General features: G+C 72.2%; 24 protein-coding genes. 8 read left to right on the top strand and 16 right to left on the bottom strand.

Annotated features, from left to right (window positions below; all coding sequences use genetic code 11):
• Positions 1–70: 70 nt before the first annotated feature.
• From ACFSKW_RS26535 to ACFSKW_RS26525, 3 genes are all read right to left on the bottom strand, one after another.
• Positions 71–1,486 carry an aldehyde dehydrogenase family protein gene (locus tag ACFSKW_RS26535; protein WP_379575149.1) on the bottom strand — a complete coding sequence of 472 codons (1,416 nt, stop codon included), beginning with the start codon at positions 1,484–1,486 and terminating at the stop codon, positions 71–73.
• Positions 1,487–1,549: 63 nt separating this feature from the next.
• Positions 1,550–2,761, bottom strand: a complete 1,212-nt coding sequence (locus ACFSKW_RS26530) for an ROK family transcriptional regulator (RefSeq protein ID WP_379575148.1) — start codon at positions 2,759–2,761, stop codon at positions 1,550–1,552.
• Positions 2,762–2,782: 21 nt separating this feature from the next.
• Entirely contained in the window at positions 2,783–3,670 is an 888-nt protein-coding gene (locus tag ACFSKW_RS26525; RefSeq protein ID WP_379575147.1) for a LysR family transcriptional regulator, read from the bottom strand.
• Between the two features lie 61 nt (positions 3,671–3,731).
• Here ACFSKW_RS26525 and ACFSKW_RS26520 point away from each other — a divergent pair, with 61 nt between their 5' ends.
• Entirely contained in the window at positions 3,732–4,706 is a 975-nt protein-coding gene (locus ACFSKW_RS26520; RefSeq protein ID WP_379575146.1) for an aldo/keto reductase, read from the top strand.
• A gap of 71 nt (positions 4,707–4,777) precedes the next feature.
• Positions 4,778–6,073, top strand: a complete 1,296-nt coding sequence (locus ACFSKW_RS26515; protein WP_379575145.1) for an alpha/beta hydrolase — start codon at positions 4,778–4,780, stop codon at positions 6,071–6,073.
• 55 nt (positions 6,074–6,128) lie between these two features.
• On the opposite strand, the gene ACFSKW_RS26510 is transcribed toward ACFSKW_RS26515, so the two are convergent.
• The 3 genes from ACFSKW_RS26510 to ACFSKW_RS26500 all read right to left on the bottom strand — a co-directional run bounded on the left by ACFSKW_RS26510 (position 6,129) and on the right by ACFSKW_RS26500 (position 8,636).
• Complete coding sequence (locus ACFSKW_RS26510) at positions 6,129–6,755, bottom strand: class I SAM-dependent methyltransferase (RefSeq protein WP_379575144.1); 627 nt, start codon at positions 6,753–6,755, stop codon at positions 6,129–6,131.
• Between the two features lie 121 nt (positions 6,756–6,876).
• Positions 6,877–7,953 carry a Gfo/Idh/MocA family protein gene (locus ACFSKW_RS26505; RefSeq protein ID WP_379575143.1) on the bottom strand — a complete coding sequence of 359 codons (1,077 nt, stop codon included), beginning with the start codon at positions 7,951–7,953 and terminating at the stop codon, positions 6,877–6,879.
• The gene (locus ACFSKW_RS26500; protein WP_379575142.1) at positions 7,950–8,636 is read right to left on the bottom strand and encodes a sugar phosphate isomerase/epimerase family protein; all 687 of its coding nucleotides are present in this window, start codon (positions 8,634–8,636) and stop codon (positions 7,950–7,952) included. Before ACFSKW_RS26500 ends, ACFSKW_RS26505 begins: the two co-directional genes overlap by 4 nt.
• Before the next feature lie 44 nt (positions 8,637–8,680).
• Between ACFSKW_RS26500 and ACFSKW_RS26495 the strand changes: the two genes are divergently transcribed.
• Positions 8,681–9,652, top strand: coding sequence for an adenylate/guanylate cyclase domain-containing protein (locus ACFSKW_RS26495; protein ID WP_379575141.1), 972 nt, complete (start codon positions 8,681–8,683; stop codon positions 9,650–9,652).
• A gap of 79 nt (positions 9,653–9,731) precedes the next feature.
• On the opposite strand, the gene ACFSKW_RS26490 is transcribed toward ACFSKW_RS26495, so the two are convergent.
• The 6 genes from ACFSKW_RS26490 to ACFSKW_RS26465 are packed head-to-tail and all read right to left on the bottom strand — an operon-like array spanning position 9,732 to position 16,138.
• On the bottom strand, positions 9,732–10,691 hold the full coding sequence (locus ACFSKW_RS26490; protein ID WP_379575140.1) for a S66 peptidase family protein: 960 nt from the start codon (positions 10,689–10,691) through the stop codon (positions 9,732–9,734).
• A complete protein-coding gene (locus ACFSKW_RS26485) occupies positions 10,688–11,596 on the bottom strand; it encodes an ABC transporter ATP-binding protein (protein WP_379575139.1) in 909 nt (302 codons plus the stop codon). The genes ACFSKW_RS26490 and ACFSKW_RS26485 overlap by 4 nt, the downstream gene beginning before the upstream one ends.
• Positions 11,593–12,546: an ABC transporter ATP-binding protein gene (locus ACFSKW_RS26480; RefSeq protein ID WP_379575138.1), complete on the bottom strand. Its 954-nt coding sequence runs from the start codon at positions 12,544–12,546 to the stop codon at positions 11,593–11,595. Before ACFSKW_RS26480 ends, ACFSKW_RS26485 begins: the two co-directional genes overlap by 4 nt.
• Entirely contained in the window at positions 12,539–13,357 is an 819-nt protein-coding gene (locus ACFSKW_RS26475; RefSeq protein WP_379575137.1) for an ABC transporter permease, read from the bottom strand. Before ACFSKW_RS26475 ends, ACFSKW_RS26480 begins: the two co-directional genes overlap by 8 nt.
• Positions 13,354–14,343 (bottom strand): ABC transporter permease, encoded by a 990-nt coding sequence (locus ACFSKW_RS26470; RefSeq protein WP_379575136.1) that lies wholly within the window; start codon positions 14,341–14,343, stop codon positions 13,354–13,356. Before ACFSKW_RS26470 ends, ACFSKW_RS26475 begins: the two co-directional genes overlap by 4 nt.
• Positions 14,336–16,138, bottom strand: a complete 1,803-nt coding sequence (locus ACFSKW_RS26465) for an ABC transporter substrate-binding protein (protein WP_379575135.1) — start codon at positions 16,136–16,138, stop codon at positions 14,336–14,338. The genes ACFSKW_RS26470 and ACFSKW_RS26465 overlap by 8 nt, the downstream gene beginning before the upstream one ends.
• Positions 16,139–16,372: 234 nt before the next feature.
• Between ACFSKW_RS26465 and ACFSKW_RS26460 the strand changes: the two genes are divergently transcribed.
• From ACFSKW_RS26460 to ACFSKW_RS26445, 4 genes are all read left to right on the top strand, one after another.
• Complete coding sequence (locus ACFSKW_RS26460; protein WP_379575134.1) at positions 16,373–16,726, top strand: DoxX family protein; 354 nt, start codon at positions 16,373–16,375, stop codon at positions 16,724–16,726.
• 191 nt (positions 16,727–16,917) lie between these two features.
• The gene (locus ACFSKW_RS26455; protein ID WP_379575133.1) at positions 16,918–17,247 is read left to right on the top strand and encodes a hypothetical protein; all 330 of its coding nucleotides are present in this window, start codon (positions 16,918–16,920) and stop codon (positions 17,245–17,247) included.
• On the top strand, positions 17,247–18,104 hold the full coding sequence (locus ACFSKW_RS26450; RefSeq protein WP_379575132.1) for a helix-turn-helix domain-containing protein: 858 nt from the start codon (positions 17,247–17,249) through the stop codon (positions 18,102–18,104). Before ACFSKW_RS26455 ends, ACFSKW_RS26450 begins: the two co-directional genes overlap by 1 nt.
• Before the next feature lie 59 nt (positions 18,105–18,163).
• Entirely contained in the window at positions 18,164–18,643 is a 480-nt protein-coding gene (locus ACFSKW_RS26445) for a hypothetical protein (protein WP_379575131.1), read from the top strand.
• 75 nt (positions 18,644–18,718) lie between these two features.
• Here the strand turns inward: ACFSKW_RS26445 and ACFSKW_RS26440 are convergent, their stop codons facing one another.
• The gene (locus ACFSKW_RS26440; protein WP_379575130.1) at positions 18,719–19,315 is read right to left on the bottom strand and encodes an LGFP repeat-containing protein; all 597 of its coding nucleotides are present in this window, start codon (positions 19,313–19,315) and stop codon (positions 18,719–18,721) included.
• Positions 19,316–19,652: 337 nt separating this feature from the next.
• On the opposite strand from ACFSKW_RS26440, the gene ACFSKW_RS26435 reads away from it, so the two are divergent.
• Positions 19,653–20,033, top strand: coding sequence for a VOC family protein (locus tag ACFSKW_RS26435; RefSeq protein WP_379575129.1), 381 nt, complete (start codon positions 19,653–19,655; stop codon positions 20,031–20,033).
• 405 nt (positions 20,034–20,438) lie between these two features.
• Here the strand turns inward: ACFSKW_RS26435 and ACFSKW_RS26430 are convergent, their stop codons facing one another.
• The 3 genes from ACFSKW_RS26430 to ACFSKW_RS26420 all read right to left on the bottom strand — a co-directional run bounded on the left by ACFSKW_RS26430 (position 20,439) and on the right by ACFSKW_RS26420 (position 25,789).
• The gene (locus ACFSKW_RS26430) at positions 20,439–24,584 is read right to left on the bottom strand and encodes an RHS repeat domain-containing protein (protein WP_379575128.1); all 4,146 of its coding nucleotides are present in this window, start codon (positions 24,582–24,584) and stop codon (positions 20,439–20,441) included.
• Positions 24,585–24,671: 87 nt separating this feature from the next.
• Entirely contained in the window at positions 24,672–25,055 is a 384-nt protein-coding gene (locus ACFSKW_RS26425; RefSeq protein ID WP_379575127.1) for a cupin domain-containing protein, read from the bottom strand.
• A 116-nt stretch (positions 25,056–25,171) separates the two neighbouring features.
• Complete coding sequence (locus ACFSKW_RS26420; protein WP_379575126.1) at positions 25,172–25,789, bottom strand: class I SAM-dependent methyltransferase; 618 nt, start codon at positions 25,787–25,789, stop codon at positions 25,172–25,174.
• Between the last annotated feature and the right edge of the window lie 45 nt (positions 25,790–25,834).

Below are 25,834 nucleotides of genomic sequence, written 5' to 3'. Positions count from 1 at the left end.
ATCCCCCACCGCTCGGAGCCGCTCATCCTCCGGCGCTCGGGGCCCCTCATCCCCCGGCGTTCGGGGCCGCTCATCGGGCGTCCGAGGGGGCGGCGGCCCATGCCGGAAGCGTCAGCGGCGTGCGCTGGAGGCCGATCCACTGGCGTTTGGTGAAGCCTGCCATCTGGTCCTCCGCGCCGTGCCTGGCGTGCGCGTCGTTGACGTGCACTTCGCCGGCCTGCAGCCGTTCGGCGACCCGCATGCCGCGCATGAGGTCCTGGGTGAAGACGGAGTTCATGAGCATCGGGTACCCGTTGGTCAGGGCGATCGCCTCCTCCTCGCTCTCCACGACGGTCACCGGCAGGACAGGGCCGAAGATCTCCTCGGTGAAGGCCGGCATGTCCGGCGTGACCTCGGTGAGCACGGTCGGCCGGTAGAACAGCCCGTCGAAGGTGCCGCCTGTGGCGATCCTCGCGCCCATCGCGACGGACGGCTCGACGATCGTCCTGTGCACCCTGTCGCGCTGCGCCTCGCTGATCAGCGGCCCGAGATCGGCCTCGCCGCTCAGCGGATCGCCCACGCGGAGCGCCTCGGCCCTGCGCGTGATCGCCGCGATGTACGGCCTGGCCACCGCGCGGGTGACGATGTGCCTGCTGGAGCTGATGCACGTCTGGCCCTGGAACTCCAGGGAGGCGATCATCGCGCACGAGGCGGCCAGCTCGACGTCGGCGTCGTCCAGGACGAGGAAGGCGTTGTCGCCGCCGAGTTCGAGCCTGACGGGCCGAAGGCCTGCGGCGGCCGCGGCGGCGATCTCCAGGCCCACCTGGCGCGATCCGGTGAAGTCGACCAGGTCGACGCCGGGGTGGGCGGCCAGCGGCCGGCCGGCGTCGACCCCTTCGCCGGTGACCACGTTGAGAACCCCCGGCGGCAGCCCCACGTGCTCGGCCGCCTCCGCCAGGACCTGGCCGCCGATGACGGGCGTCAGCTCGGCGGGCTTGAGCACGATCGTGTTGCCGAAGGCGAGCCCTGGCGCCACGACGCGCATGGCCAGGTTCAGGGGGTAGTTCCAGGGGGTGATGACGCCCAGCACGCCCAGCGGCACGGCCCGCGACAGCGACAGCTTGCCCGCCTTGTAGGGCGGCAGGATGTCCCCCGCGTTCTCCGTCGCCTGCACGGCCGAGATGTGCAGCTGGCGGATGCCGGTGCCGACCTCGTCCTCTCCTTTGGCGCGCACGCCGCCCGTCTCGCGCATGCTCAGCGTGACGAGTTCCTCGAAGCGGCCTTGAAGGTGGTCGGCCATCCGCCGTAGGTAGGCGGCCCGCTCGGGCGCGGCGAGCGCCGCCCAGCCGGGCTGTGCGGCGCGGGCGGCGCGTACCGCGGCGTCGACGTCGCCGGCGTCGCCCATGGCGTAGCGGCCGAGCGGCGCGCCCGTCGCCTTCTCCCGCACCATGCCGGTCCTGCCGGAGGCCGGCGCGCGCCACGTCCCGTCGATGTAGAGCAAGCTCATTCCCACTCCGATCGGATCGGCGACTTAGTACACGACTTAAGTTAAGTCCAAGCGGCCTGGCGGTCAATCATGAGCCCGGCCGGAACCCCCGTTCGCGAGCACCTGGACGACCGGGAGCGTCGCCGCGCCCATGGCGACCGCCTCGGGGCCGAGCCTGCCGAGCTCGATGCGCGCGTGCCCGTAGAGGTAGGCCAGCGCGTGGCGCCTGACGGTGTCACGGACCCTCGGCAGGACGGCGGGCCCCAGGATCGCGCCCGCCCAGCCCGACAGCACCACCAGGTCGGGGGCGAGCATGTTGACCAGGTTGGTGATGCCGATGCCGAGGTACTCGGCGCTTCTGCCGAGCACCTCGGCGGCGGGGGGCTGGTCCGCGCGGGCCACCAGCTCGGCCAGGCGCGACTCGGTGTCGCCCGCCTCGAACGGCGTGGACTCGGGCAGGGCCAGGTACTCCTCCAGGATCGCTTCGGCGCCGACGTACGCCTCCAGGCAGCCCCTCGACCCGCACCTGCACGGCCTGCCGCCCACCTCGATGACGGTGTGGCCCCACTCGCTGGTCGTGCTGGTCGCGTCCGCGAAGGACCCGGCCGCCGTGGTGACCGCCGCGCCCACTCCGACGCCGAGCAGCGCGACGACCGCCCGCTTCGCGCCGCGCCCCCCTCCCCGCCACATCTCGGCCTTGCCGAGCGTGCGTGCGCAGTTGTCGATGAACAGCGGGGCCTCGATCCCCCTGCGCAGCATGTCCGCCAGCGGCACCGCCGTCCAGCCGAGCGTGGGGGCGTAGACCAGCTCGCGCCCGTCCGCGACGACGGCGCCCGGCACGCCCACGCCGACCCCCAGCAGGTCGCGCGGGTCCAGGCCCACCTTGGCGCTCACCTCGTCCACTCCCGCGATGACGAGTTCGGCCACCGCCTCGGGGTCCACGCTCGTGCCCGCCACCGGGCAGGTCGCGGTCGCGATCGTGCGCAGCGTGAAGTCGAACAGCCCGATCTGGACGTGTGTCTCGCCGATGTCGACACCGACGACGTGCCCGAACGCACCGCGTACCTCGATGAGGACGCTCGGCCGCCCGCCGTCGGACTCGACCAGCCCGCCCTCGGCGACCACGCCGTCTGCGAGCAGGTCGCCGACCACGTTGCTGACCGTCGCCGAGCTCAGCCCAGACGCCCTGGTGAGGTCCTGCCTGCTGGCGGCCCCCTGCAGGTAGAGCCGCGACAGGAGGGTGGAGCGATTGTGGCGACGCAGGTCACGGGTCGTCTGCTGGACCGCACGTTTCACAGACTGGATTGTGCCAGAGCGTCAGGCCCCGCCGCCGCCCAGGTGATCTTCGAGGTCGCCGGGGACCAGCGACTTCAGGAAGGAGACCACGGCGGGGCGGCGGTCGGCGGCCCGCCAGGCGATGGCCAGGCAGGCGGGTGACAGGCCCGTGACGGGACGACTGACCAGCCCTGGACGTTTGTACAGCTCGGCGTTGCCCTCCGCCAGCAACACGAGCCCGAGACCGGCCAGCACCGCCTCGAACACCTCGTCGGCCGAGCTCGCCTCGGCGCCGACGATCGCGTCGGGCCTGCCGAGCCAGAACTCCCTCAACGGTCCCGCCGCCACGGGCAGCGCCACGAAGGGCTGATCCTCGAGCTCGTCGAAGCCGATCTCCTGCCGCCCCGCCAGCGGATGGCTCTCGGGCATGCAGACGAAACGCCGCTCGGTCGACAGCACGAACGTCGCGAGCCCCTCGGGCGCGGGCAGCCACAGGAACGCCACGTCCGAGGTGCCGTCGGCCAGGCCCACGCTCGGGTCGTCCCATCCGACCACCCGCAAGGACACCGCCCAGCCGGGCATCCGCTGTCTGAAGAGGCGTAGCGCCTCGGCCTGGATCCCCCGCCCCACGGCGGTCTGCAGTCCGACGACCAGCGTGCCGGCGGGGGCCGCCTGCCGTACCAGGTCGAGGCCTTCGTCCCAGCGGGCGAGCAGGTCACGGGCGACCGGCAGGAGCGCCTCGCCCTGCCGGGTGAGCGCCAAGCCGCTCGGCACGCGGTCGAACAGCCGGCAGCCGACCTGCCGTTCGAGCGCCCTGAGCTGCTTGGACAGCGCGGGCTGGGACACGAAGAGCCGCTCGGCCGCCCGCGTCACGTGCAGTTCCTCGGCGGCGGCGACGAAATACCGCAGCTCGCGCAGATGGACGTCCATAACCATGGGTTATACCGGCATGTCTTGGACCTCGGCGGCCCCGGGGGACGATGCTCGGGGCATGAGAACTCTTGGCAAGCTCGCCGTCCCCCCGATCGGCTTCGGGGCGATGGTCCTCTCACCCGGCATCTACGGTTCCGTAGACGACGACCGGGCGCTGGACGCGCTGCGCCACGTGCTCGACCACGGGGGCACCCACATCGACACCAGCGACGCCTACGGGCCCGACGGGCACAACGAGCGCCTCGTCGGCAGGGCGATCAAGGGCAGGCGGGAGGAGGTCGTGGTGGCGACCAAGTTCGGTCTGGCCGTGCCCTCGGGGGTGGGCTCCCGCGCCATCCCCGTCGGCTACGCGTTCGGCGAGCTGCGCGGCAACGCCGACCCCTCCTTGGTGCGCGGCTACGCCGAGCGCAGCCTGCGCAACCTGGACACCGACGTGATCGACCTGTACTACCTGCACTACCCGGACCCAGGGGTGCCCGTCGAGGACACCATGGGCGCGGTCGCCGACCTGGTGGAGGCCGGTCTGGTACGGCACGCGGGCCTGTCCAACGTGACGGCCGAGCAGTTGCGCGGGGCACACGGCGTGCTGCCGATCGCGGCGGTGCAGGTGGAGTGGTCGATGTGGCGCCCGATCGAGCCCGATCTGCTGGCGACGGCACGGGAGCTCGGCGTCGGCGTGGTGGCGTGGAGCCCGCTGGGCTCCGGCTTCCTCACCGGTGACGTCTCGAAGCTGGAGGAGGGCGACTTCCGGCACAACGCGCCACGGTTCGACGCCGAGAACCTCGCGAAGAACAACGACAGGTACGCGCCGATCAGGCTGCTGGCCACCGAGCTCGGCATCACCCCCGCCCAGCTCGCGCTGGCGTGGCTGCTGCACCAGGACGCGCATGTCGTCCCCATCCCCGGCAGCAGGACGCCCGCGCACATCACCGAGAACCTGGAGGCCGCCGACATCACGCTCCACCCGGACACGCTGGCGCGGCTGGAGCGCGCGCTGGCCTCGTTCGACGTCGTCGGCGGCACCCTTCTCTGACACCGCCGCCCGCACGGGGGTGAGGCGAGAGGCCTGGCCACCTTCGACGATCTTCCAGTAGCTTCGGGCCTGTGCCGTTGCCCGGGTGGCGTCGTCCCGTCAGGCGCGGCCTGCGCGTGCTGGGCCGCGCGCTGGCCGGTGCCGGCGTCATCGTGCTCGCCCCCGTGCTCGCCCTGGCCACGCTGGCGGGCCTGTCCACCGTGGCCGCCTCTCCCACCGTCCTGCTCGGCGCCGCGCTGGCCGCCTTCGCCGCGATCCTGTTCCTCGGCCTGCTCCTGCTGCTCCCCCGTCCAGCCGCCAGACTCCCCCGGTGGTCGCGCGCGCTGGCGATCCTCGGCGTCGAGAGCGTGGTCGTCTGGCAGGTCGCCACCGCCACCCTGCATCCACTCGACCCCGCCGCCGCGCCCGCGCCGGTCGCGGGTCAGCGGACCTGGACCCTTCCGACCGGCTCCACGCTCGCCTACGTGGCCACGGTCCCGAAGCGGCCGCGCGCCGTACCTCCGGTGGTGTTCCTCCACGGCGGCCCGGGCCTGTCCGACCTGGGCGGCGACGCCCGGTTCTTCGGCGCGCTGGCCGCCGAAGGGCATGCCGTCTACGTCTACGACCAGCTCGGCGCGGGCCGCTCCGCACGGCTGCCCGATCCCCGCGGATACGGCCTGACCAGGGATGTCGAGGATCTGGAGGCGATCCGCGCACACCTGAAGGCCGAGCGGCTCGTCCTGGTAGGCCACTCCTCCGGGGCGCGCCTGGCCGCCGGCTACCTGGCCCGCCACCCCGAGCGCGTCGCCAAGCTCGTGCTGTCCTCGCCCGCCGACCTCGCGCCCGCCCCCGCCGGTGTGACGCTCGCCCGCCTGGACCTCGCGCGCGACCGCGACCTGGCCCTGACCCTGCTGCACCCTCGTGTCCTGGCCGCGTACACGCTCGCCCGGGTGAACCCGGCCACCGCCCACGCCGTCGTCGGCGACCGCGAGCTCGACACCCGCTTCGCCGGCTACCCCCGCCTCTTGGCCCCGCCCCGGCGCTGCGCCTCCGCCGGGCGAACGGCCGCCAGGGATGCCTCCGTCGGCGCCTACGCCACCCTCGCCGACCGGCCCACCCCCGCGTGGGTACGGCAGGGCATCACCGGCAAGGCCGTCCCCGTCCTGGTCATCAAGGGCGCGTGCGACCACCAGAGCTGGTCGTCGGCGACCGGCTACCTGCACGCCCTGGCCCGCGCCAGGCTCGTCTACCTCCCAGGGGCGGGACACGACGCCTACCGTGACCAGCCGGCGGCCTACCTGGCGGCCGTCCGCGCCTTCCTCGCCGACCGCCCGCTGCGGGACTACACCGGTGACCAGCCACCGCCCGGCTACCAGGGCCCGCCGTGAGCCGACCTCACCCGTCCCACCGCGCCGCAACCACGCCATTGCGTCGTTCAGCGGCTCACACGGTCGCGATCAGGGCGTAGCGCTCGTCGTCGATCTCCTTGCCCCACAGCAGCGGATCGGTCAATGGCTCCACGCGCAGCTCGGTGACCAGGTCGCGCACCGCCTGCGACAGCGTGAGCGCCCTGACGCCGCCCGCCCACGGGATCCCCTCGGCGGTGCCCGTCCCCCAGCGGCCCTCGACCAGCACGAGCCTGCCGCCTCGCCGTACCAGGTCGCGCCAGCGGCGCAGCGCGGCGTGCGGATCGGCCAGGTTCCACACCACGTGGCGGCAGAGCAGCACGTCGAACCGGCTCTCGCCCACGGGCGGGTCGGCCGCGTCGCCGACGATCACCTCGGCGGACCGGCCCGCCAGCTTCCTTCTGGCCAGCTCGGCCATGCGGGGTGACAGGTCGACGCCGGTGACCGTGTGGCCCTCCTCGGCCAGCAGCAGCGCCAGGGATCCCGTGCCGCAGCCGACGTCGAGCACGCGGGCGGGCGGGTCGGGCAGCCAGGACATCAGCCGGGCCCGCCACGCCTCGCGCACGGACGGCTCGCGCAGGCCGTGATCGGGCTCCTCGTCGAAGGAGGCGGCGGCACGATCCCAGAAGGCGGCCGGGTCGGAGACGAGCGGCGAGGTGGTCACGAAGGGATGATGCCACCCGCCACCGACAGAAGCGCCTGGCGACCGGTGTGCCGGGGCGGATCGCGGGGATGGTCCGGCCTGCGGGACGGGCCGGGATCGCCGGTGTCCCGCAGGCCGGCGCTCAGTCGGCCGGATGGTCCTCCCACACCTCGGGAGGGGCGAACGTCGAGGTGACGTCGACGAAGCGCGCCTCGTCGGCCGACTGGAGTATCGCCGTCATCACCTCCACCACGTGCAGCGCCAGCTCGCCCGACGCGCGGTGCGGCCGCCCCGCCGCCATGGCGCGGGCCATCTCCAGCACGCCGATGCCGCGCCCCGCGGTGGTGCCCGTCACCGGCAGGTCCGTCCAGTCGGGAGCCCCCGTACGGCGCAGCCGCACGGGTCCTGTGAAGTTGTTCGGGTTGGGCGCGGCCAGGGTGGCCTCGGTGCCGGTGAGCTCGAGGAAGTCGCCGCGCGCCAGTGGCGAGTCGAAGGAGAACACGCTCGTCGCCCGCTGTCCTCCCGCGAACTCCAGCAGCGCGCTGACGTGAGTGAGCACCTCGACGTCGAAGACGGTGCCGGCCAGCGGGCCCGCGCCGATCGTCCGCCTGGCGTGCGCCCTGCTGCCGTTGGCCGCCACCCTCGTGACGGGCCCGAGCAGGACGGCGAGCGCCGTCAGGTAGTAGGGGCCCATGTCGAACAGCGGCCCAGCGCCCGGCTTGAAGAAGAACTCGGGGCTGGGGTGCCATCGCTCGGGTCCAGGGCCCTGCAGGAGCGTGATCGCCGACAGCGGCCGGCCGATCTCGCCCGCGGCGAGCGCGCGGGCGACGGTCTGCAGGCCCGCGCCGAGGAAGGTGTCGGGCGCGCAGCCCACTCTGACACCGGCTCGCCCTGCGGCGGCCAGCAGCTCCCGGCCCGAGGCGGGGTCCAGCGTCAGCGGCTTCTCGTTGTAGACGTGCCGCCCGGCGCCGATCGCCTCCATCGCGACGGAGGCGTGCGCGACGGGCACCGTCAGGTTGACGACGATCTCGACGTCGGGGTGGTTGACGACGTGGGAGACGTCGCCCGCGACGGGCACGCCGTACTCCTTGGCGACGGCTCTGGCCCTGTCCACCTCGAGGTCCGCGCAGGCGACCACGCGCAGGTCGGGCATGGCGGTGAGGTTGGTGAGGTACTGCTGGCTGATGTTGCCGCAACCGACGATCGCGACTCCGGTCACCGGTCCACCTCGCGCAGGTAGGCGAGGGAGTCGGCGAGCGCGTCGAAGATGTCGGTGGCGCACCTGTCGAGCTCGACCACGCGCATGGCCTGCGGCGCGGCGGCGAGGATGTCGGGGATGGGCAGCGTGCCCGAGCCCACGGCGGTCATCGGGTCGGTCAGGTTGGCGGGGCCGTCCTTGACGTGCAGGAACCTCACCCGCTCCCCCAGTCTGCCGAGCAACGCGGGCACGTCGGCTCCGCCGAACGCGGCCCAGTAGACGTCCACTTCGAGCAGCACGCCGGGGTCGAGCAGGTCGGCCAGGGCCTCGAGCGCGGGCCGCCCGCCGACGTGCGAGGCCAGTTCCCAGTGGTGGTTGTGGTAGCCCACGCGCACGCCGTGCTCCTTGCCCCACGCGACCGCGGCGTTCAGCGCGTCCGCGGTGCGCCGGACGCCTTCCGTCGTGGTGAACTCCGCAGGGTCGACCATGGGCACGATGAGCGTGCCGGCGATCTTCAGGTACTCCTCCCTGTCGGGGCCGAGCAGCGGGGCGTGCGCGGAGTGGATCTCGAACCCTTCGACGGGGATGAGGTTGAACGGCTCGACCGCCTCGTAGCCGAGGGAGGCGAGTCTGGTGAGGGTGGCGGAGGGGTCGGCGGCCAGCTGGTCTCGGAGGGTGTAGAGCTGCACGGCATAAGACCTCATGGTGTTGAACGCTAACTACGCCAGGTGTGTGGTGCAATGTCCCCATGACGGTCGAGGATCCGCATATCGACCTGCTGGCAGAGGCCTTCCTCCGCCAGCCCAGGCGGTACACCAGCCATCAGGTCGCCGCGATGGCCGGGGTGCCGGTCTACCGCGCGCGGCGCTACTGGCGCGCGCTGGGGTTCGCGAACGTCGCCGACGACGCGGTGGTGTTCACGGAGGCCGACGTCGACGCGCTGAAGACGCTGGTCAGCCTGGTCGGCGACGGCTCCTACGACGAGGAGCACATGCTCCTGGTGACCAGGGCGCTGGGCAGGGCCACGGCGAGCCTGGCCGAGTCTCAGGCCGAACTGGGAGCGGAGACGCTCGACCTGGCGGGCGTGCCGCTGGCGCAGCGGCCGGCGGCGTGGCGGGCCAGGGCCGACCGGGTGGTCCCCTCGCTGGAGCAGTTGCTGGTCTACACCTGGCGGCGGCAGCTCGCCTCCGCCGCCGGCCGCATCGTGGACCAGGAGGTCGGCACGGTACGGCTGGCCGTCGGCTTCGCCGACATGGTCGGCTTCACCAGGCTCAGCCGCCAGATCGCGGAGAGGGAGCTGGCGGGGCTGGTGGAGCGGTTCGAGGGCCGCTCGGCCGACGTCGTCACCTCCTCGGGCGGCCGGGTGGTCAAGACGCTCGGCGACTCGGTGCTGTTCGTCGCCGACCTGGCCAGGGTCGGGGCCGAGATCGCGCTGCGCCTGGTCGAGGTGCACGCCCCCGACAAGGCGATGCCCGACCTGCGGGTGGGCCTGGCCATGGGGCCGGTGATCAGCCGGATGGGCGACGTGTTCGGCACGACCGTCAACCTGGCCAGCAGGCTCACCTCGCTGGCCCCCGCGGGCGGCGTGCTGGCCGACCCCGCGCTCGCGGAGGACCTGTCGGCCGCCAGCGGGTTCGCGCTGCTGCCCGCCGAGCCGATGACCGCCAAGGGTCTGGGCGAGCTGCTGCCGTCCCTGGTCCGCAGGGCGCCTCGGGGCTGAGGCGCCCTGCGTGGGCTCGGCCGGCGGCCCGGGCGGGGCCTTTGAGCCGAGGGCCCGGGCGGGGGCTCGGCGGGGTTTCTCAGGGCTGGGCGCCGCCCGCCTCGTCGTGGTCGGCGGGCGGGGTGAGCACGGGCTCCAGGAAGGTCAGGGTGCCGCGCTCGGTGTCCAGGCGGGCCCGCACGCCGATCGGGTAGGTCTGCATGGCGATGCCGTGCCCGATGTCGGCGCCGGCCATGACCGGGACGCCGAGGTCGCCGAGGCGCTCGACCAGCATGCGTTCCACGTCGCGCGGGTCACCGCAGTCGGTGAAGGTGCCCAGCAGGATGCCCGCCACGCCGTCGCTGTAGGTGGCGCGGCGCAGCTGCGTGATGTAGCGGTCGAGGCGGAACAGCTCCTCGTCGACGTCTTCGAGGAAGAGGATGGCGTCGCGGGCGGGAAGGCTGGTGTCGGTGCCGAGGGAGGCGGCCAGCAGGGTCGCGGTGCCGCCGAGCGTGTGCCCCTCGGCGACGCCCGGCACGACGGTCCTGAAGTCCGGAAAAGTCAGTTCACGCACGTCTTCGGGGGTGAACAGCAGCTTCATGAGCTGGTCGAAGTCGTACTGTCCCGGACCCTGGTAGAAGCCGTCGCAGGCGACCATGGGGCCGAACAGCGACACCCAGCCCAGCTTGACGGCGAGCGCCTCCAGCAGCGCGGTGACGTCGGAGTAGCCCACCACGACCTTCGGCCGGTCGGCGGGGACGCGCGACCAGTCGACGAGTTCGAGCGTGCGCTGCATGCCGTACCCGCCGCACGCGCAGAAGACGGCGGCGAAGGACGGGTCGGCCAGGGCGCCGGTCAGCTCGGTGGCGCGGGTGACGTCGTCGCCGGCCAGGTAGTCGTACTCGGTGCCGCCCATGCGCGCGGCGCTGAAGACCTCGGGCTTGAGGCCGACCGCTTCCATGGCGCGCAGCCCTCGGTCGAGGTTGTCCTGGTTGGGCGGGCCGCTCGCGGCGATCACCGCCACGCGGTCGCCGGGTCGCAGAGCAGGCGGACGGATCACGAAATCTCCTCCAAGGGTGTGAGATGCAGGGACGCGAGATGACAGGCGACTCCCGCCCGCACGGGCGGGTCGATCGAACCGCACTCGTCGGTACGGCTGGCACAGCGGGGGTGGAACCTGCAGCCGGGCGGGATGCGGGCGGGGTCGGGAGGCTCGCCCTGCAGGGGCGTCGCCGTGCCCGACGCGGCGGCGAGCATGGCCCTGGTGTAGGGGTGGCGCGGCCTGATGAGCACCTCCTCCACGGTTCCCGTCTCGACGATCCTGCCGAGGTACATCACCGCGACCCTGTCGGCGATGTTCCAGGCCAGACCCAGATCATGGCTGACGACCAGGGCCGACATCCCGAGCTCGTCCCTCAGCCCGAGGATGAGCTTGAGTATCTCGCCTCTGACCGAGGCGTCGAGCGAGGCGACGGGCTCGTCGGCGACGATCACCGACGGTTCGAGGGCGAGCGCCCCCGCGATGACGACGCGCTGTTGCTGCCCGCCCGACAGTTCGTGCGGGTAGCGCCTAAGGTAGTCCTCGGGTGGCCGCAGCCCCGCTCTGGCCAGCGCGGAGGTCACCCTGTCACCCTTCAGCCCGTGCAGGCGCGGCCCCTCGGCGACGGCGGCGTGCACGGTCTGGCGGGGATTCAGCGCCCCGCCGGGGTCCTGCAGGATGAGCTGGACGTGGCGGCGGTACTCCTTCAGCCGCCGGTAGTCCAGCGGTGTGCCCAGGTGGCGGATCTCGCCTCGGGTGGGCCTGACCAGGCCGACGAGCGCTCTGGCCAGGCTGGACTTGCCGCAGCCCGACTCGCCGACGAGCGCGACGATCTCGCCCTGCCGTACCTCGAGATCGACTCCGTCGACCGCGCGCGCGTTTCCGTAGGCGATCTCCAGCCCGCGCGCCTCCAGCACCGGCGTCATGACGCCTCTCCTTCCAGCACGCGCAGGCAGGCGGCCGCGCGGTCCCGGCCGCTCGGCCACAGCTCCACCGATCGGGTACGGCACGCGGCGTCGGCCGACGCGCACCTGGGCGCGAAGGCGCAGCCGCCGCCCAGGTCGGCGATCCTCGGGGGGTCACCGGGCAGCCCTTCGGGAGCCAGCCTGGACGCGGGGTCGCCGATGGTGGGAAAGGCCCTGGCCAGCGCCCTGGTGTAGGGATGACGGGGGTCGGCGATCAGCTCCCGCGCCGGGCCCGTCTCGACGATCCGCCCTGCGTACATGACCGCGAGCCGCTCGCACATCTGGGCCAGCACCGCGAGATCGTGGCTGATCATGATGACGCCGATGCCCGACTCGCGGACCAGGTCGCCGAGTAGCCGCAGGATCTGGGCCTGCACCATCACGTCGAGCGCGGTCGTCGGCTCGTCGGCGACGATCAGGTCGGGCCGGCAGGCGAGCGCCATCGCGATCATTATGCGCTGCCGCTGGCCGCCTGAGAACTCGTGCGGGTAGTCGCGCGCCCTTCGCGCGGGCACGCCGACCGCGTCGAGCAGCTCGGCGGCCCGCCTGCGCGCGGCCTTCACGCTCACCCTTTCGTGCAGCAGGATCGGCTCGCAGATCTGGTCGCCGACCGTGCGGACCGGGTTGAGCGCGCTCATCGCGCCCTGGAACACCACCGAGGCGGCGTTCCACCGGACGGCGCGCAGCCTCGCCCACCGCGCGGTGAGCAGGTCCTCCCCCTCGAACAGCACCCGCCCCGTGACGTGGGCGGTGTCGGGCAGCAGCCGCAGCAGGCTGAGCGCCATCGTCGACTTGCCGCACCCCGACTCGCCCGCGACGCCGAGTGTCTGTCCGCGGTCCAGCTCGAAGCTCACCCCTCTGACGGCCTGGGCGGGTCCGTAGCTGACGTTCAGATCGCGCACCTCAAGCATGGGCGGCCCTTCTGGGGTCGAGCAGGTGCTCGACGGCCCGCCCGGTGAGCGTGAAGCCGAGCACGACTATGAGGATCGCGACCCCGGGTGGCAGCAGGTACCACCACGCGCCCGCGGTGACCGCCCCGCCCGAGAAGGCGGCCTGGAGCATCGAGCCCCAGGTCACACTGGTCGGGTCGCCGAGGCCGAGGAAGGTCAGCGTCGCCTCCGACAGGATCGCCGAGGCCACGGTCAGCGTGCTGGAGACGAGGATCAGCGGCAGGACGTTGGGCAGCACGTGGCGCAGCATCACCTGGGCGTTGCCCGCGCCGAGGACCCTGGCCCGTTCGATGAACGGCCTGGCCTCCACGGCGAGGGTCTGGGCGCGGACCAGGCGGGCGGTGGCCGTCCACGAGGTGACGGCGATCGCGATCGTGATGGAGGCCGCCCCCTGGCCGAGCACCGCCGACAGCGAGATGGCCAGCGGCAGGCTGGGCAGCGCGATGAACCAGTCGGTGACGTGCATGAGCGCCTTGCCGAGCGCGCCCTGGTAGTGCCCGGCAAGCAGGCCGACGGCGCTGCCGAGCACCACGGTGAGAGCGGTGGCGATCAGGCCGATGGCCAGCGACTCCCGCGCGCCCCAGATGACCAGCAGCAGCACCGAGCGGCCCGCCTGGTCGGTGCCGAGAGGGTAGCCGGCGACGGGCGGCGACAGCTGGGGGCCCGTGACCTTGACGACGTTGAGGTCGGCGTCGCCGATGTAGAGGGGGGCGGTGAGAGCGAGCACCGCGAAGGCGGCGAGCACCCCGACGCCCCAGAGCAGCGACCTCACTGGGCACGCACCCTGGGGTCGAGGAAGCGGTAGGCGAGGTCCGCCAGCAGGTTCATGATGATCACGCTCGCGCTGAAGATGATGAACGTGCCCTGGAGCAGGGGCAGGTCGGGGATCTTGAGTGCCTGGTAGGTGAGGTAGCCGAGCCCGGGCCATGAGTAGACGGCCTCGACGGTGATCGCGCCGCTGACCAGCGTGCCGAGGTGCATGAAGATCATGGTGACCGAGGGCAGCAGGGCGTTGGGCGCGGCGTGCCTGCGCCGTACGTCGGCGTCGGTGAGGCCCTTGGCACGGGCGGTGAGCAGGTAGGCCGCGCCCCGCTCGTCGATGATCGAGGACCGCATGACCGTCACGTACTGCGCGAAGATCACCAGGACCATGGTGAGGCAGGGCAGGACCAGGTGGCGGGCCACGTCGAGCACGTCGGTGGTGGGCAGCGAGGGGTCGCTCATGCCGCCCGCGGGCAGGAGCCCTGGGATGCTGAAGGCGACGAGCAGGATCATGCCGAGCCAGAACGTCGGCACCGACCACAGGGTCAGCGACGCGCCCGAGGTGATCCGGTCGAAAACGCTGCCCTGCCGCCAGCCGCTGCGCATGCCCAGCCACAGCCCCAGCGCGACCGAGACGGCCGCGGAGGTGCCCATGAGCAGCAGCGTCGGGCCGAGCCGTTCGGCGACCAGGGTGGAGACCTGCTGCTGGAACTGCCAGGAGTAGCCGAGCTCGCCACGCAGGGTGTCGCCGACGAAGGTGAGGAAGCGCTGCCAGAGCGGGTCGTCGAGGCCGAGCTGGAGCCTGAGCTGGGCGAGCTGGGCCTCGCTGGTGGGCCGGCCCCTGGTGAGGGTCCTGACCGGATCGGCCGGCATGAGGCTGAAGATGACGAAGCCGATGACGAGTGTGACGAAGAAGCTGACCACGGCGGCGGCCAGCTTCTCGGCGAGGTGGCGGCCGAAGCCGCGCACCGCCGTACCGGTCGAGGCACTACTCACGGTCGCCCGCCGTCTTCCTGCGGCGCAGCACCAGTGTCCCGCCGACGGCGACGATCACCAGCGCGCCCAGCCCGAGCCACACCGCCGTGCCGCCGCCGCTGCCACCCGGGGCGCCCGCCTTCGTCGCGGTGGGCGGGGCGGCCTTCAGGTAGCTCCAGAAGGCGGTCTGCGCAGGGTGCAGGCCGTCGGCGTTCGGTGTGCCGGTGACGATGCCCTTCACGGTGTCGGTGCGGGCCACGTCGAGGGTGTTGGCGTAGTAGAGGATCTGGTCGACGTTCGCCTTGTACAGCGTGCGCTGCATCTCGGCGACGATCGTCGCGCGCTCGGCGGGGTCGGCCGTCGTGAGCTGCCGCTCGAACAGCGCGTCGTAGTCCTTGTCGCAGTAGTACGCCTCGGTGTTTCCGCCGGTGCCGTCGTCCTTCGGCAGGGTGGCGCAGGTCTGGATGCCGAGCAGGTAGGTGGGGTCGGGCCCGGTGGTCCAGCCGTCCATGAGGATGTCCCAGTCGCCCTTGGCCAGGTCGCTGTTGAGCGCGCTCATGCTGAGCGGCTGGATCGTCAGCTTGACGCCGATCGCCTCCAGCCAGCCGACGAGGTAGGTGGAGATGGCCGCGTCGGCCGAGTCGTCGGAGTGCGTGCCGAGTCTGAAGGCCAGCGGCTTGCCGCTCTTCGGGTCGACCCTGACCCCGTCGGCGCCCTTGGTGTAGCCCGCCGCGTCGAGGAGCTGGTTGGCCTTGGCGGGGTCGAAGACGTGCTCCTCCTCCGGCGCGGGCTTCCAGCTCCACTGCGGCCACGCGGGCGGCAAGTAGCCGTGCCCGAGCTGCCCGAGCCCGTTGATGACCTTGGTGACCAGCGTGGGCTTGTCGATGGCCAGCGCGATCGCGTCACGCACCACCTGCTCGCGCAGCGCCGGGTGCCCGGTGCCGATGGGCTTGCCGCTGCGGGTCCTGGCGCCGGGGTTCAGCTCGATACCCGTCCACCCGTTGCCCACTTCCTGGACGGCCAGCAGCGAGGAGTCGGCCTTGAGCGCGGTGAACTGGGTCGGGTTGACGCCGTTGATGTAGTCGAGCTGGCCGCTGCGCAGCGCCGCCACCGCCGCGTCCGACTCCTTGAAGCTCTGCTGGACGAGGTGGTCGAAGCCGGGGGCGCCGAGCACGAAACCCTTGTTGGCGTCGAACCTGGCGTACTGCTCGGGCCGGTGGTCGGTCAGCGTCCACGGGCCGTAGCCGACGACGGGGAAGGCGTCGTTCTTGTAGTCCTTCAGCTCCTTCACGTGCGGCTCCCAGACGTGCTTGGGCACGATGGGGATGCCGCTGATCGGGATGCTGACGTACATCACGTTCGCCTGCGGCTTCTTCGTCTTGATCACGAGTGTCGTGGGATCGGGGGCGGTGACCCGCTCGAAGTTGCTGACCAGCGACCCGTTGGCGGTGCCCGCCACGGAGTCGGTCCTGATGAGCTCGAGCGTCCAGGCGGCGTCCTCGGCGGTGATCGGCCGCCCGTCGCTCCACTTCAGCCCTTCGCGCAGCTTGAAGGTCCAGGTGAGCTGGTCGGGACCCTGCGTCCACTCGGTCGCCAGGTAGGGGCCCGGCTTGCCGTTCTCGTCGAGGGAGTTGAGCGAGGGGTAGATCGTTCCGAAGATGTCGAGCGCGCCGTTGAAGAAGGCGAGGAAGGGGTTGAGGGTGTCGACGCCCGACCCCGACATCTTCACGCGCAGCGTGGTGTCCTGGGCGGGTGTGACAGGGGCGGCCGCGGTCGTCAGCAGCGCGCCGACGAGCAGCGCTTTACCAATCCACATGGGGGTGTGCTCCTCGGGGGGTGGGGATGTAGGAATGCTGACGATCCGAGCGCGCCACCCCAACGAACGTGAACGCTTATGAGCCTCACCCCCCAACTTTTCGAGGCTCCGGCAAGGTCCGGCCCCGCGGCCCGGATGTGTACGGCCCCGCGGCCCGGATGTCACACATGCGGCTCCGTAGCCCTCTTTGGTCCTGCACGTACGGATCCGCCCCAGGGAATCGGAGCTCTCGCCATGACCGCCCACGTCATCGTCACCGTCTTGGCCATCGCCGCCACCACCTTCTCGGGTGTCGCCGCCCTCCTCCACTTCCAGCCGATCATCCCGGGTATGGCCAAGGCGGGCGTCCCGCGGTCCTGGCTGACCTTCCCGATCGGCACCCTGAAGACGCTGGGCGCGCTCGGGCTGCTGCTCGGCCTCGCCGGCGTGCCGCTGATCGGGACCGCCGCCGCCGTCGGCCTCGTCCTGTTCTTCACCTGCGCCGTCCACACGCACCTGCTCGCGCGCGACTACTCGCCGCAGTTCGGCCTGGCGATCGGCTTCCTCGTGCTGGTCGTGTCGACCCTGGTGCTGGACCTGGCCGGCTGATCATTCCTCGCCGGCCCGCACACATGCGGCTCGCCGGCCTTCGGCGCGTCCCGCGCACGCGGCACTGCGGCACGAACGGCGGCGCGCGCGACCTGGTCGAACGCGCGTCGCCGGCGAGCCGCCGCCGCGCGGCGGGGCCGTCCATCGTCTAGGGTCCCGGCTACCGGGGATCCATCGAAAGGGTGCGCATCGTGCGACAGGCACCGCTCATCGCCGTCCTGGCAGGAAGCCCGGCCGGCCGCGGGCCGCTGCCGCCCCTCGCCATGCCCACCGCTCCGTCTCGGCCTCCCGCCTCCCCCGCGACGGTCTCCCCCGCCGTCCCGTCCCCCTCGCGGGTCAGGACCCGGCTCGCCATCGCCGGCGCCAAGCGGGCCGCCGCGGGCCTGGTTGCCAGGAACAACAGGACGATCAGGAACCGTGGGTGGTGCCCTGAGGCCATCGCGACGGGCCTCACCGTGGGCGTGTCCGCGCGTGGAAGCGGCAGGACGATCCACGAGACCGCCGGAGACCGGCACTCCTGATGGCCGTGCCACTGCTGCCCTCCGGCACGGACGAGGTCGTCTGCCTCCGGCCCGGCGGACCGCTCGCCGGCCGTCTCGTCGACTGCGCAGGTTACCGGGAGCGCCTGGCCACGACGGTGCTCCGCCGGGAGATCCCGTCCAGCGTGGTGGTCGTCGTCCTGGCGTTCGGCGACCCGGTGGAGGTCCTCCGCTCCCCCATGGAAGGCTCGGGTACGACTCTCACCTCCCTCGTCGCCGGCCTGCACGACCGCCCGGCGGTGACCGGGATCGGCGGGTCGCAGCACGGCGTTCAGATATGGCTGAGCCCGCTGGAGGCTTATTCGATCTTCGGCGTGCCGATGCACGAGATCAGCAACGCGTTCCTGGACCTGGAGGCGCTGCTCGGCCGGACAGGCTCCCTCCTGGTCGAGCGGCTGGCGGAGGCGCCGAGCTGGCCTCTTCGTTTCGAGGCCCTCGGCACAGCCCTCGCCGGGCTCATCTCCTCGGGCCCGCAGGCCGACCCCGCCGTGGAATGGGCGTGGCGGCGGCTTCGCGCCACGTCCGGCGTGATCAGGATCGGCGCTCTCGCCGAGCAGCTCGGATGGAGCAGGCGCCACCTGGTCAGGAGATTCCACGAGCAGATCGGGTTGCCACCCAAGACCGTGGGACGGATCCTCCGCTTCGAACGCGCGCTGGCTCTGCTGGAGGACCGCGGCAGGGCGTTCAGCGACGTCGCCTCCGACGCGGGATACTCCGACCAGGCGCATCTCAGCCGCGAGTTCAGGGCTCTCGTGCAGTGTTCGCCCGGCGAGTTCGCGGCATCGCTGCGGCCCGCCTCCCCCGGCCGCCGCGCGATGTCCCATTTCTTCAAGCTCTAGCGCGGCTCCGCCGGTTACGTTTCCGCTCATTCGTGTGCACTGCATGTTGAGGAGAAACGATGCCGACTCTCACCACGAAACCGGCGCTGCCCCCATCCACCCGGCGGACAGTCGTGATCATGTACGTCGGACTGGCGCTCACCCTGATCGCCATGCTCGTCCCCCTCGCGGACCTGGCGATCGGCGACACCCTGTCGAGCCACGTCCGTGACGTCTATTCCGCCTACCTTCAGCCGGACCAGGTGGACTCGACCGCCACCGTCCTGCTGACCTACCTGCTGGTCACCGGAGCGCTGGGAGTCCTCTCGTGGTGGTGGCTGATCGTCGCCGTCAGGCGGAGGAGGCGGTGGGCACGGGTCGCCGCGACGATCGTTCTCGCCCTCGCCGGATGCGCCGCTCTCGTGAACCTCTTCGCGGAGGAGTACGGCCGCACGATCGTGCCCGCCTTCATCGGCCTGACGGGGCTGCTGCCCTGCCTTGCCGGGCTTGCGGCTGTCGTCCTGCTGTGGAGACGGGATCCGGCGTCCACGTCGGCGTGATCCGGCTGCCGCCATCTCCAGGGGGCGGCATGGTCGACGGGCCCATGCGCGGCTCCCGGCCGCCGCCCGCCCTCGCTAGCGGGCATAGACGTTGGCGATGCTCCACGGGCCGCACTCGGAGCCCTGCGCGCCCGCGTCGCAGCCCTGGACGGCGAAGCGCCACGTCTCGGCCGGCCTGCCACGGCTCGAGGCGCCGCCGAGGTCCTCGGCGGGACCCGTGGTGACCGAGAACCGGCCGCTCCGCCCTGTCACACGCTTGACCCGCACGTCCGTGCTCTTGTTGCCGAGCTCGGCGTCAAGGCTCCAGCGGACGTTGAAGAAGTCCCATTCCCGGCCCATGTCGTCCCACTCGAAGAACATCTTCCCGTCCTTCTCGAACACGCGCAGCAGGGCGGTGTCCCCCACGTTCGGCGACCAGACGATCTTGCCGTTCTCGAAGCGCTGCCACGATCCCAGCGTCTCGGGGAAGCCGAACTCCTGGGTGGCGGGGCAGCCGTAGACGCTGTTCGCGGCGCCGCTGGAGCGCCACAGACCGCCGATGAGGCTGCCGTGCGGTGCCACGAGATGGACGTCGCACGCCCTGGCGGTCGCGGCCTGCGCGGCACCGGGTGCGGCGAGGACGGCGCCCGCGGCCATGGCGGCCGCGGCGAGGGCCAGAAATGAGCGAGCCATCGGAGTGGTCCTTTCGGGCGGGTTCGCGCAACCGCCTCCTGTCTACGCCCACCCGCTTTCACCTGGGCATACACCGCTTGACAGCCACTTGACGCCGCGGGGACGCCGCGGCGCAGGGCGCCCCCGCAGGCCGAGTACGGCTGGTCGTGTCTCTTGGTCAGCTTCCCGGCTGCATGGCCAACGGCCTTGCCCAGCTGCCCGGACAGGGCGGCCCTGAAATCATTTCGCCCGTGCCGGCCTCGTTTGGTACGGTCGCGGGATTGTTTTCGCTGCTGGGAGCCATGAGGTTCGCGTGTGGCCTCCCCTGCAGTTCACCGGCGGAGAGTAGGTTTCGTTTATGGCATGTCGTATCAGTGAGCTCGTGCTCGGTTGCCGCGACCCTGAGGTGCTGGCGCGGTTCTGGTGCGAGGTTCTGGACTTCGTCGTGCTCGATCGCATGGACGACGGCTCGATGGAGATCGGGCCGCGCGAAGGGTTCGGCGGTCCGCAGCCGACGATCATCCTCAGTCGCAGGGATGAGCCGGAGAAGGGGAAGTCCCGGCTGCACATCGATGTCAACGCCACCGACCGCGATCAGGACGCCGAGCTCGAACGCCTTCTGAAGCTCGGTGCTCGCCCGGCCGACATCGGTCAGACAGGCCAGGAGCAGTGGCATGTCCTGGCCGACCCAGAAGGCAATGAGTTCTGCCTGCTCAAGGCCCGCCTCAACCCACTCTGATGCTCATCGGTCACGCCTCGGCATCAGGTACCTGGGGTCTGCCGCGAAGCCCAGTGTGACGGGCGTGTCGTGATCGTGAAGCAAGTGAGGTCTCCGGCAGAGGGTTCATGGATCAAGGAGAGCCGAACACCGGAGACCTCGCGGCCACCCTAGCGGTGACGAGGCGGCTTGACCTGACCACTGTTGTCTGTGCCCACGCGATCGGGTCGGTCGTCGGCGTGGACGAAACGGCAGCTCATCGACGGGATCGGGTGGCGGGTGCGGGTCGGTGCGCCCTGGCGGGACGTCCCGGGACCGCTACGGCTCCTGGCGGGCGGTGTCTGCGCTGTTCCGGCGGTGGCAGCGGGCCGAGCATGGCGCAGATCGTCACCGCCCTGCAGACCCGGGCGGAGGCGGCCGGACTGATCACTGGTCGCAGCGCCCTGCCTCGACCGAGGAGACCTTCCACTCCGCCCCGGGGAAGGGCGACATGAAGTGCGTCAGCAGGTCGATCGCGTAACCGGGCGCCTGCCCTCCGGGATCGAGCAGCGAGACCATCTGCGGGCCGTCCGCGCCGCGCAGCGTCAGCGCGTTGCCCCGCCTGGCGGGCACGACACCCGGTTTGGTGCCGACGGTCACGCAGGCCAGCGGCACGCTGCCCGCCTTGACGGCCTGCTTGGAGCTGATGGGCCGCATCCGCTGGTCGTAGCGGCGCAACCGGAGCGACGTGGTCCTGCCCATCCGCACCCGCTGGTCGAACACGTCCGCGCCGACGCTCCTGGTGACCTTCACGTCCAGCCGTACGTCGGGACGCAGATCCACCCCGCTCGCCCGCAGGTCGAGCCGGTCGTAGCCGCCCTCGAACCCCGGCGAGACGAACCCGACGGCCGGCGGCGCCGACGCGCCGAACGGCACCTTGCCAGGGCGGATCCGCAGCCACGACATCTTGTGCACGGCGATCGTCACGTCGTCGATCCTGCTGGGGCCGAGCCCGAACTGCCCGTCGAGCCGGTAGGCGAGGAACCCGCCCGCGTACGGCACGTCCTTGCGTGAGGAGACCCTCTGCGCCGCCACCGGCTGCAGGTCGAGCCCCGTGCGGGCGCGCAGCAGCCGGGTGGGGGCGGGCTTGGACACCAGGTCGACGGACAGGTCGGGGTTGAGCCTGGCCGTGGTGTCCGCGCCCAGGTCGCCCACCTCGAGGAAGGTGTCGAGCACGCGTCCCTGGGGCGGCTGGTAGACCTTCTCGATCAGCCCGGCCTGTACGGCCAGCAGCCCGTCGAGGGTGCCGGCGTTCGCCTTGTAGGTGAGGTTCGGCAGCCGCAGCGCGGAGGCGGTGGAGTCGGCGTCGACGCCGAACACGGACGGGACGTCGGTGAAGCGCAGCAGGCCGGTCGCCTCGCCCGAGGTCACGGCCGCCTCCAGGCGCTCGACCCTGGCCGAGTTGTGGACGCGGATCCTGGTGCGGCCGCCGTACACGCCGGTGACCGAGACGGCGGCGGGCACGGGGTCGACGACCACGCGGCCGCGCAGCCTGCCCTCGCCGGTCTCGGCGCGGACGTCCAGGGTGCCGAGCGTCGCCGCGGGTTCGATCTTGTAGGCGGCGGTGACGGACTGCCCCTGCACCCCGAAGGGGCCGACGGTCATGCTGGTGATCGCGGAGGGCAGTCCCGTGAGGGTGGCGCTGGCGCGGATCGGCACGGGGGCGAGCACGCGGCTGTCGAGGTAGAGGGCGAGCCTGCGGCCGGCGGGGCGGAAGCCGGAGAAGGTGAAGGTCTTGCCCGCCAGGTCGACGTCCACCTTGCCGGGCAGGCCCTTGAGGTCGACGAACGCCCTGACGCCCGGCCGGGCGGGGGTGCCGCCGTCGACGAGCGAGACCCCTCCCTTCACGCGGGGCGCGTCGGGGACGGCCGTCGCATTGCCGAGCCAGACCTGGCCGGTGAGGTTGACGTCGGAGGCGTCGTAGGTCAGCCGGCCGTTGGCGCTGGAGACCGCGACGCGACCGGGTGCCGGGCCGAGGACGGCCCTGGCGCCGAAGCCGTCGCCCGTGGCGGTGCGCAGGTCGGCGTCCACGGCGATGGGACGGCGGGCGGCCTGCACGTCGGCCGTGAAGCCCGTGCCGGTCTCGTTCTGGGTGAGGTCGGCCTTGCGCAGGCCGTCCAGGCGGACGCCGGCGTCGAACCTTCCGGTGGCGGCGTCGTAATGCGCGGCCAGGTGCGGGCCCGCAGGGGCGGTCGCGCCCTCGTGGTTGGCGACCGCGATCGTCGCCGACCCGATGGGCCCCGACAGCCCCCTGAACCTCACCCCCCCGACTGCAGCCCCCGCCTGGCCCGCGGTGCCCGGCGGGGTGCTCGGGGCGGTCGCGGTGCCCGGCGAGGTGCTGGGAGCGGTCGCGGTGCCCGGCGGGGTGCTCGGGGCCGTCGCGGTGCCCGGCGCGGACCAGGTGGCCTCCCAGCGGGCGGGCACGCCGGTCGCGGTGAAGGCGGCTCGCAGCTCCCCCGCCCTCGCCCACGCCACGACGGAGGAGACAGGCGCGTCGGCGGTCCAGCCGAGCCGCCTGCCCTCGGTGTCGGCGACCGCCGTGAGGTGCCCGCGCACCCCCTTCACGCTGGCCCTCACCACTCCCTGCGCCGCGGCGGCGTGCAGGTCGATCCTGCCGAGCCTGACGGGGGTCGTCACGTCCACGGTCGTCCGGGGGCCGAGCGCCCACGACGCCTTCACGCTCCCCCGCACTCCGCGCACGCTGCCGTCCACGCTCAGGCCCGTCTTCGGGTTGGCGTAGGAGGCGCGCAGCCGTTCGATGGTCCCGTTGGCGGTGTAGGCGGCCGTGCGGGCCTCGGGGTCCAGATCGGCCGACACCTTGGCGGGCGTGTTGGAGATCTCCAGCCTGGCCAGGTGCGTCCCGTCGATGTCGGCCGCGCCCGTGAACGGGCCGCCTCCCGCGTCGAGGGCGAGCTTGACGCGGGGCGTGGCGCCGTACCTCACCTCGAAGCCCGCCACGCCGGTCAGCCGTCCCGACACCCCCAGCCGGGCGCCGTCCTTGATCATGGTGACGTGGTTGCCCGGCGGGCTGGCGATCGCTCCCTGCCCGCGCTGGAGCAGCAGCGTCAATCCGCCGAGCGCCGAGCTGGCGGTGTGGACGATCGTGTTGGCGGCGGCGTCGTGCTCGACCGCGATCTTCGCGGGGAGTCCGGTGAGCCGCGCGCTGACGACCGTCTGGTCCCTGGTCGCGTCGTAGAAGCTCAGGTCGGCCGCCTTGGCCCGGGGCGAGCCCGAGCTGACCGACAGCCCCTGGGCCCGGGCGGTGGCGCGGAACTCGCGGGGCAGCCTGGTGATCGACAGCCCCGCCGCCCTGGACAGCTTGCCGTCCCTGAACACGTAGTCGTGGAAACCGGCCCTGGCGATCGGACTCGAGCTGGTGAAGTGGACGTCGCCTGGCCTGGTCAGCTCGGCGGTCAGCTCGGCGCCCATCTTGTCCACCGTCACCTGGGTGAACCTGCGCCGCTGCGCGACCACGAGCGCGTCGAGCTCGGCGTTCGCTGAGGCGGTCGCGGTCAGCGCGCTCGTGTCGCCGTCGATCCTGGCGTGCGCGCTGAACCGCTCGGTGGCGGGTGTCTGGCGCAGGCTGAGCAGCGCCTTGCCCTCCAGCCCCGCGATGGTGGCGGCGGAGGATCCAGGAGCGCTACGCCGTACGGTCGCCCGCACGTCGATCCGTCCCTTGGCGAGCGCGCTCAGGTCGACGGTGAAGGAGCCCCAGTCGCGGCCCGCAAGCGTGCTCCCCCTGCGGTAGCCGTCGAAGCCGACCTTCACCACCTTGTCGGAGGCCACGGCGTACTCGGCCCACACCTGCGCCTTGACCGGCCCGCCGAGCTGGACGACGCCGAAGCCGATGCCGACGCTGTCGCCCTCCGCCTTCTGCGGGACGAGCGTGGCCAGCAGGTCGGGCATGCCGTCGCCGGTGACGTCCGCCTGGACGGGCGTGCCCACGGGACGTGCCGACGAGCACGCGGCAGGCAGGTCCGCGCCGGCCGCGCACAGCTTGAACGTCATCAGCGGCACCCCGTCCCGCACCACGGGGAGGTCCGGCGTGACAGGGAACGGAAGCTTGAGGCCCTTCTTGGCCGGCAGCAGGCTCAGCCCGCCCTCCTCGGCGTCGGGCAGGACGAGCTCGGACGACGGGCTCGGCCCCGCCATCCGCTTCTCGGCCTCCGCGACCACCTTGTCGACCAGCGCCGGCCCCGCGGGCACCGTGACCGCCGGCTTGCCGGGGCCGTCCGGCCGCCCGGCTCCGGCCTCGGTCGCCGGCGAGGGCCGCCGTGCCATCGCGGCCTGCGCCGCCGCGGGAACCCGCACCCGCGCCACCGGCTCGATCGTCGGCTTCCCGCCCTCCGGGCCGCTGACCGCCAGGCCGGAACCGCCGCTCCCCCTGCCCTGGCCACCGCCGGCGACTCCGGAACCCGGGCCGGCCTGTACGGCCGTCCCGGGTGTTCGCCCGGCCATCGGTACGGCGTGCGCAGCCGTGGGCACGCCGGCGACCAGCGCGCAGACGAGCAGGACACAGGACAGCCGCGGCATGACTGGCTTTTCCCCCGGGAAGTGTGGCCGACTGATCACGAAAGGTAAGAGACGACCATATCCGCCCACAATTAGTCAAGCCCGGATTTACTCGGAAAGGTTCACCACAATCGCCTCCTGAGTGCTCCGCGCGATCACGACCACGGCCTCGACCTCAGGGTCGGGGTTCTCCTCCCGATGCGGGGCGAACGGCGGAACGTACACGTAGTCGCCGGGCTCGGTGTCGATCCGCACCTCTTGCCCCTCGTGCACGAACACGAACGACGGCCTGCCGCTGACCACGTAGATGGCCGTCTCGGAGGCGCCGTGATGGTGGGTCGCCGACACGGCTCCCGGCGCGACGTGGGTCTGCCCCATCCAGATCGCGGACGACCCGACGCTGTCGCCGCTGATGGCCGCCCACCTGCGCATGCCGCCGGTCTGCGCGGTCTCGGAGGTCAGATCGCCGGGCCGGACGTGATGCAGGCTCATTCGCGTTTCCTCTCGTTGAACGTCGCTTTCACCGGCATTCCCCGTCCTGCCGCCCTGCCCGTCGAGGCGCGGCTCCTCCCGAGGCGGAGCCCTGGCGCCTGCCGCATCCTCGACGTCTAGGGACCCTCCGTCCGCGGGCGGATGCCGGTGAAGGCGGTCAGCGCCTTCAACTCGTGTCTCTCCACGTCCTCGAACAGCTCTCCCATGGAGCCCCTGATCATCGCCAGCTTGTCCTCCGGCAGCTTGAGCGTTCCCGCGATCCGGCCGGGCAGGCTCCCGCCATGCCAGGCGATCACGACCTTCCCGCCCGGCTTGAGCACCCTGTGGAGTTCGCGCACGCCCGCGCCGAGGTCCGGCCACAGAGCGACGTTGTTGACGGAGACCGCCCCGTCGAAGACCCCGTCGCCGAAGCCGGTCGCGTCGGCCGTACCCAGCCGCAGGTCGATCCGATCGTCGCCCCGGTGCGGCCGGGCTGCCTGCTCGCGCATCTCGGCGGAGGGGTCGACGCCACAGATGCGCGCGGCGGGCCCTGACGCGAGCATCCTGACGAGCTTGCCGGGGCCGTAGCCGACCTCGAGGACGTGGTCGCCCGGCCGGACGCCGAGCAGTGCCACGAGTTCGCGCTGCTCGTTGGTCAGGAGCATGAAGCGCCCGGCCAGACGCCCCGCCAGGCCGCGTGGCCGGGCGAACGGAGAGGTGATCGGACGGTCGAACGCCCACGACGTGTTCTCCATGAGCCGACTCTACGCCCGCCCTTGACAAAAAAATTTGTCGGTGAG

The sequence above is a fragment of the Nonomuraea mangrovi genome, assembly GCF_042681425.1.
Taxonomy (GTDB): domain Bacteria; phylum Actinomycetota; class Actinomycetes; order Streptosporangiales; family Streptosporangiaceae; genus Nonomuraea; species Nonomuraea mangrovi.
This window is presented reverse-complemented; position numbering and strand designations above follow the sequence as displayed.

What these genes read in the sequence shown, in the direction of transcription:
- ACFSKW_RS26535 (WP_379575149.1), bottom strand. Translation starts at nt 1,486, where the DNA reads ATGAGCTTGCTCTACATCGACGGGACGTGGCGCGCGCCGGCCTCCGGC.
- ACFSKW_RS26520 (WP_379575146.1), top strand. Translation starts at nt 3,732, where the DNA reads ATGAGAACTCTTGGCAAGCTCGCCGTCCCCCCGATCGGCTTCGGGGCG.
- ACFSKW_RS26420 (WP_379575126.1), bottom strand. Translation starts at nt 25,789, where the DNA reads ATGGAGAACACGTCGTGGGCGTTCGACCGTCCGATCACCTCTCCGTTC.
- ACFSKW_RS26445 (WP_379575131.1), top strand. Translation starts at nt 18,164, where the DNA reads ATGCCGACTCTCACCACGAAACCGGCGCTGCCCCCATCCACCCGGCGG.
- ACFSKW_RS26435 (WP_379575129.1), top strand. Translation starts at nt 19,653, where the DNA reads ATGGCATGTCGTATCAGTGAGCTCGTGCTCGGTTGCCGCGACCCTGAG.
- ACFSKW_RS26430 (WP_379575128.1), bottom strand. Translation starts at nt 24,584, where the DNA reads ATGCCGCGGCTGTCCTGTGTCCTGCTCGTCTGCGCGCTGGTCGCCGGC.
- ACFSKW_RS26525 (WP_379575147.1), bottom strand. Translation starts at nt 3,670, where the DNA reads ATGGACGTCCATCTGCGCGAGCTGCGGTATTTCGTCGCCGCCGCCGAG.
- ACFSKW_RS26500 (WP_379575142.1), bottom strand. Translation starts at nt 8,636, where the DNA reads ATGAGGTCTTATGCCGTGCAGCTCTACACCCTCCGAGACCAGCTGGCC.
- ACFSKW_RS26495 (WP_379575141.1), top strand. Translation starts at nt 8,681, where the DNA reads ATGACGGTCGAGGATCCGCATATCGACCTGCTGGCAGAGGCCTTCCTC.
- ACFSKW_RS26440 (WP_379575130.1), bottom strand. Translation starts at nt 19,315, where the DNA reads ATGGCTCGCTCATTTCTGGCCCTCGCCGCGGCCGCCATGGCCGCGGGC.
- ACFSKW_RS26485 (WP_379575139.1), bottom strand. Translation starts at nt 11,596, where the DNA reads ATGACGCCGGTGCTGGAGGCGCGCGGGCTGGAGATCGCCTACGGAAAC.
- ACFSKW_RS26425 (WP_379575127.1), bottom strand. Translation starts at nt 25,055, where the DNA reads ATGAGCCTGCATCACGTCCGGCCCGGCGATCTGACCTCCGAGACCGCG.
- ACFSKW_RS26460 (WP_379575134.1), top strand. Translation starts at nt 16,373, where the DNA reads ATGACCGCCCACGTCATCGTCACCGTCTTGGCCATCGCCGCCACCACC.
- ACFSKW_RS26480 (WP_379575138.1), bottom strand. Translation starts at nt 12,546, where the DNA reads ATGCTTGAGGTGCGCGATCTGAACGTCAGCTACGGACCCGCCCAGGCC.
- ACFSKW_RS26465 (WP_379575135.1), bottom strand. Translation starts at nt 16,138, where the DNA reads ATGTGGATTGGTAAAGCGCTGCTCGTCGGCGCGCTGCTGACGACCGCG.
- ACFSKW_RS26450 (WP_379575132.1), top strand. Translation starts at nt 17,247, where the DNA reads ATGGCCGTGCCACTGCTGCCCTCCGGCACGGACGAGGTCGTCTGCCTC.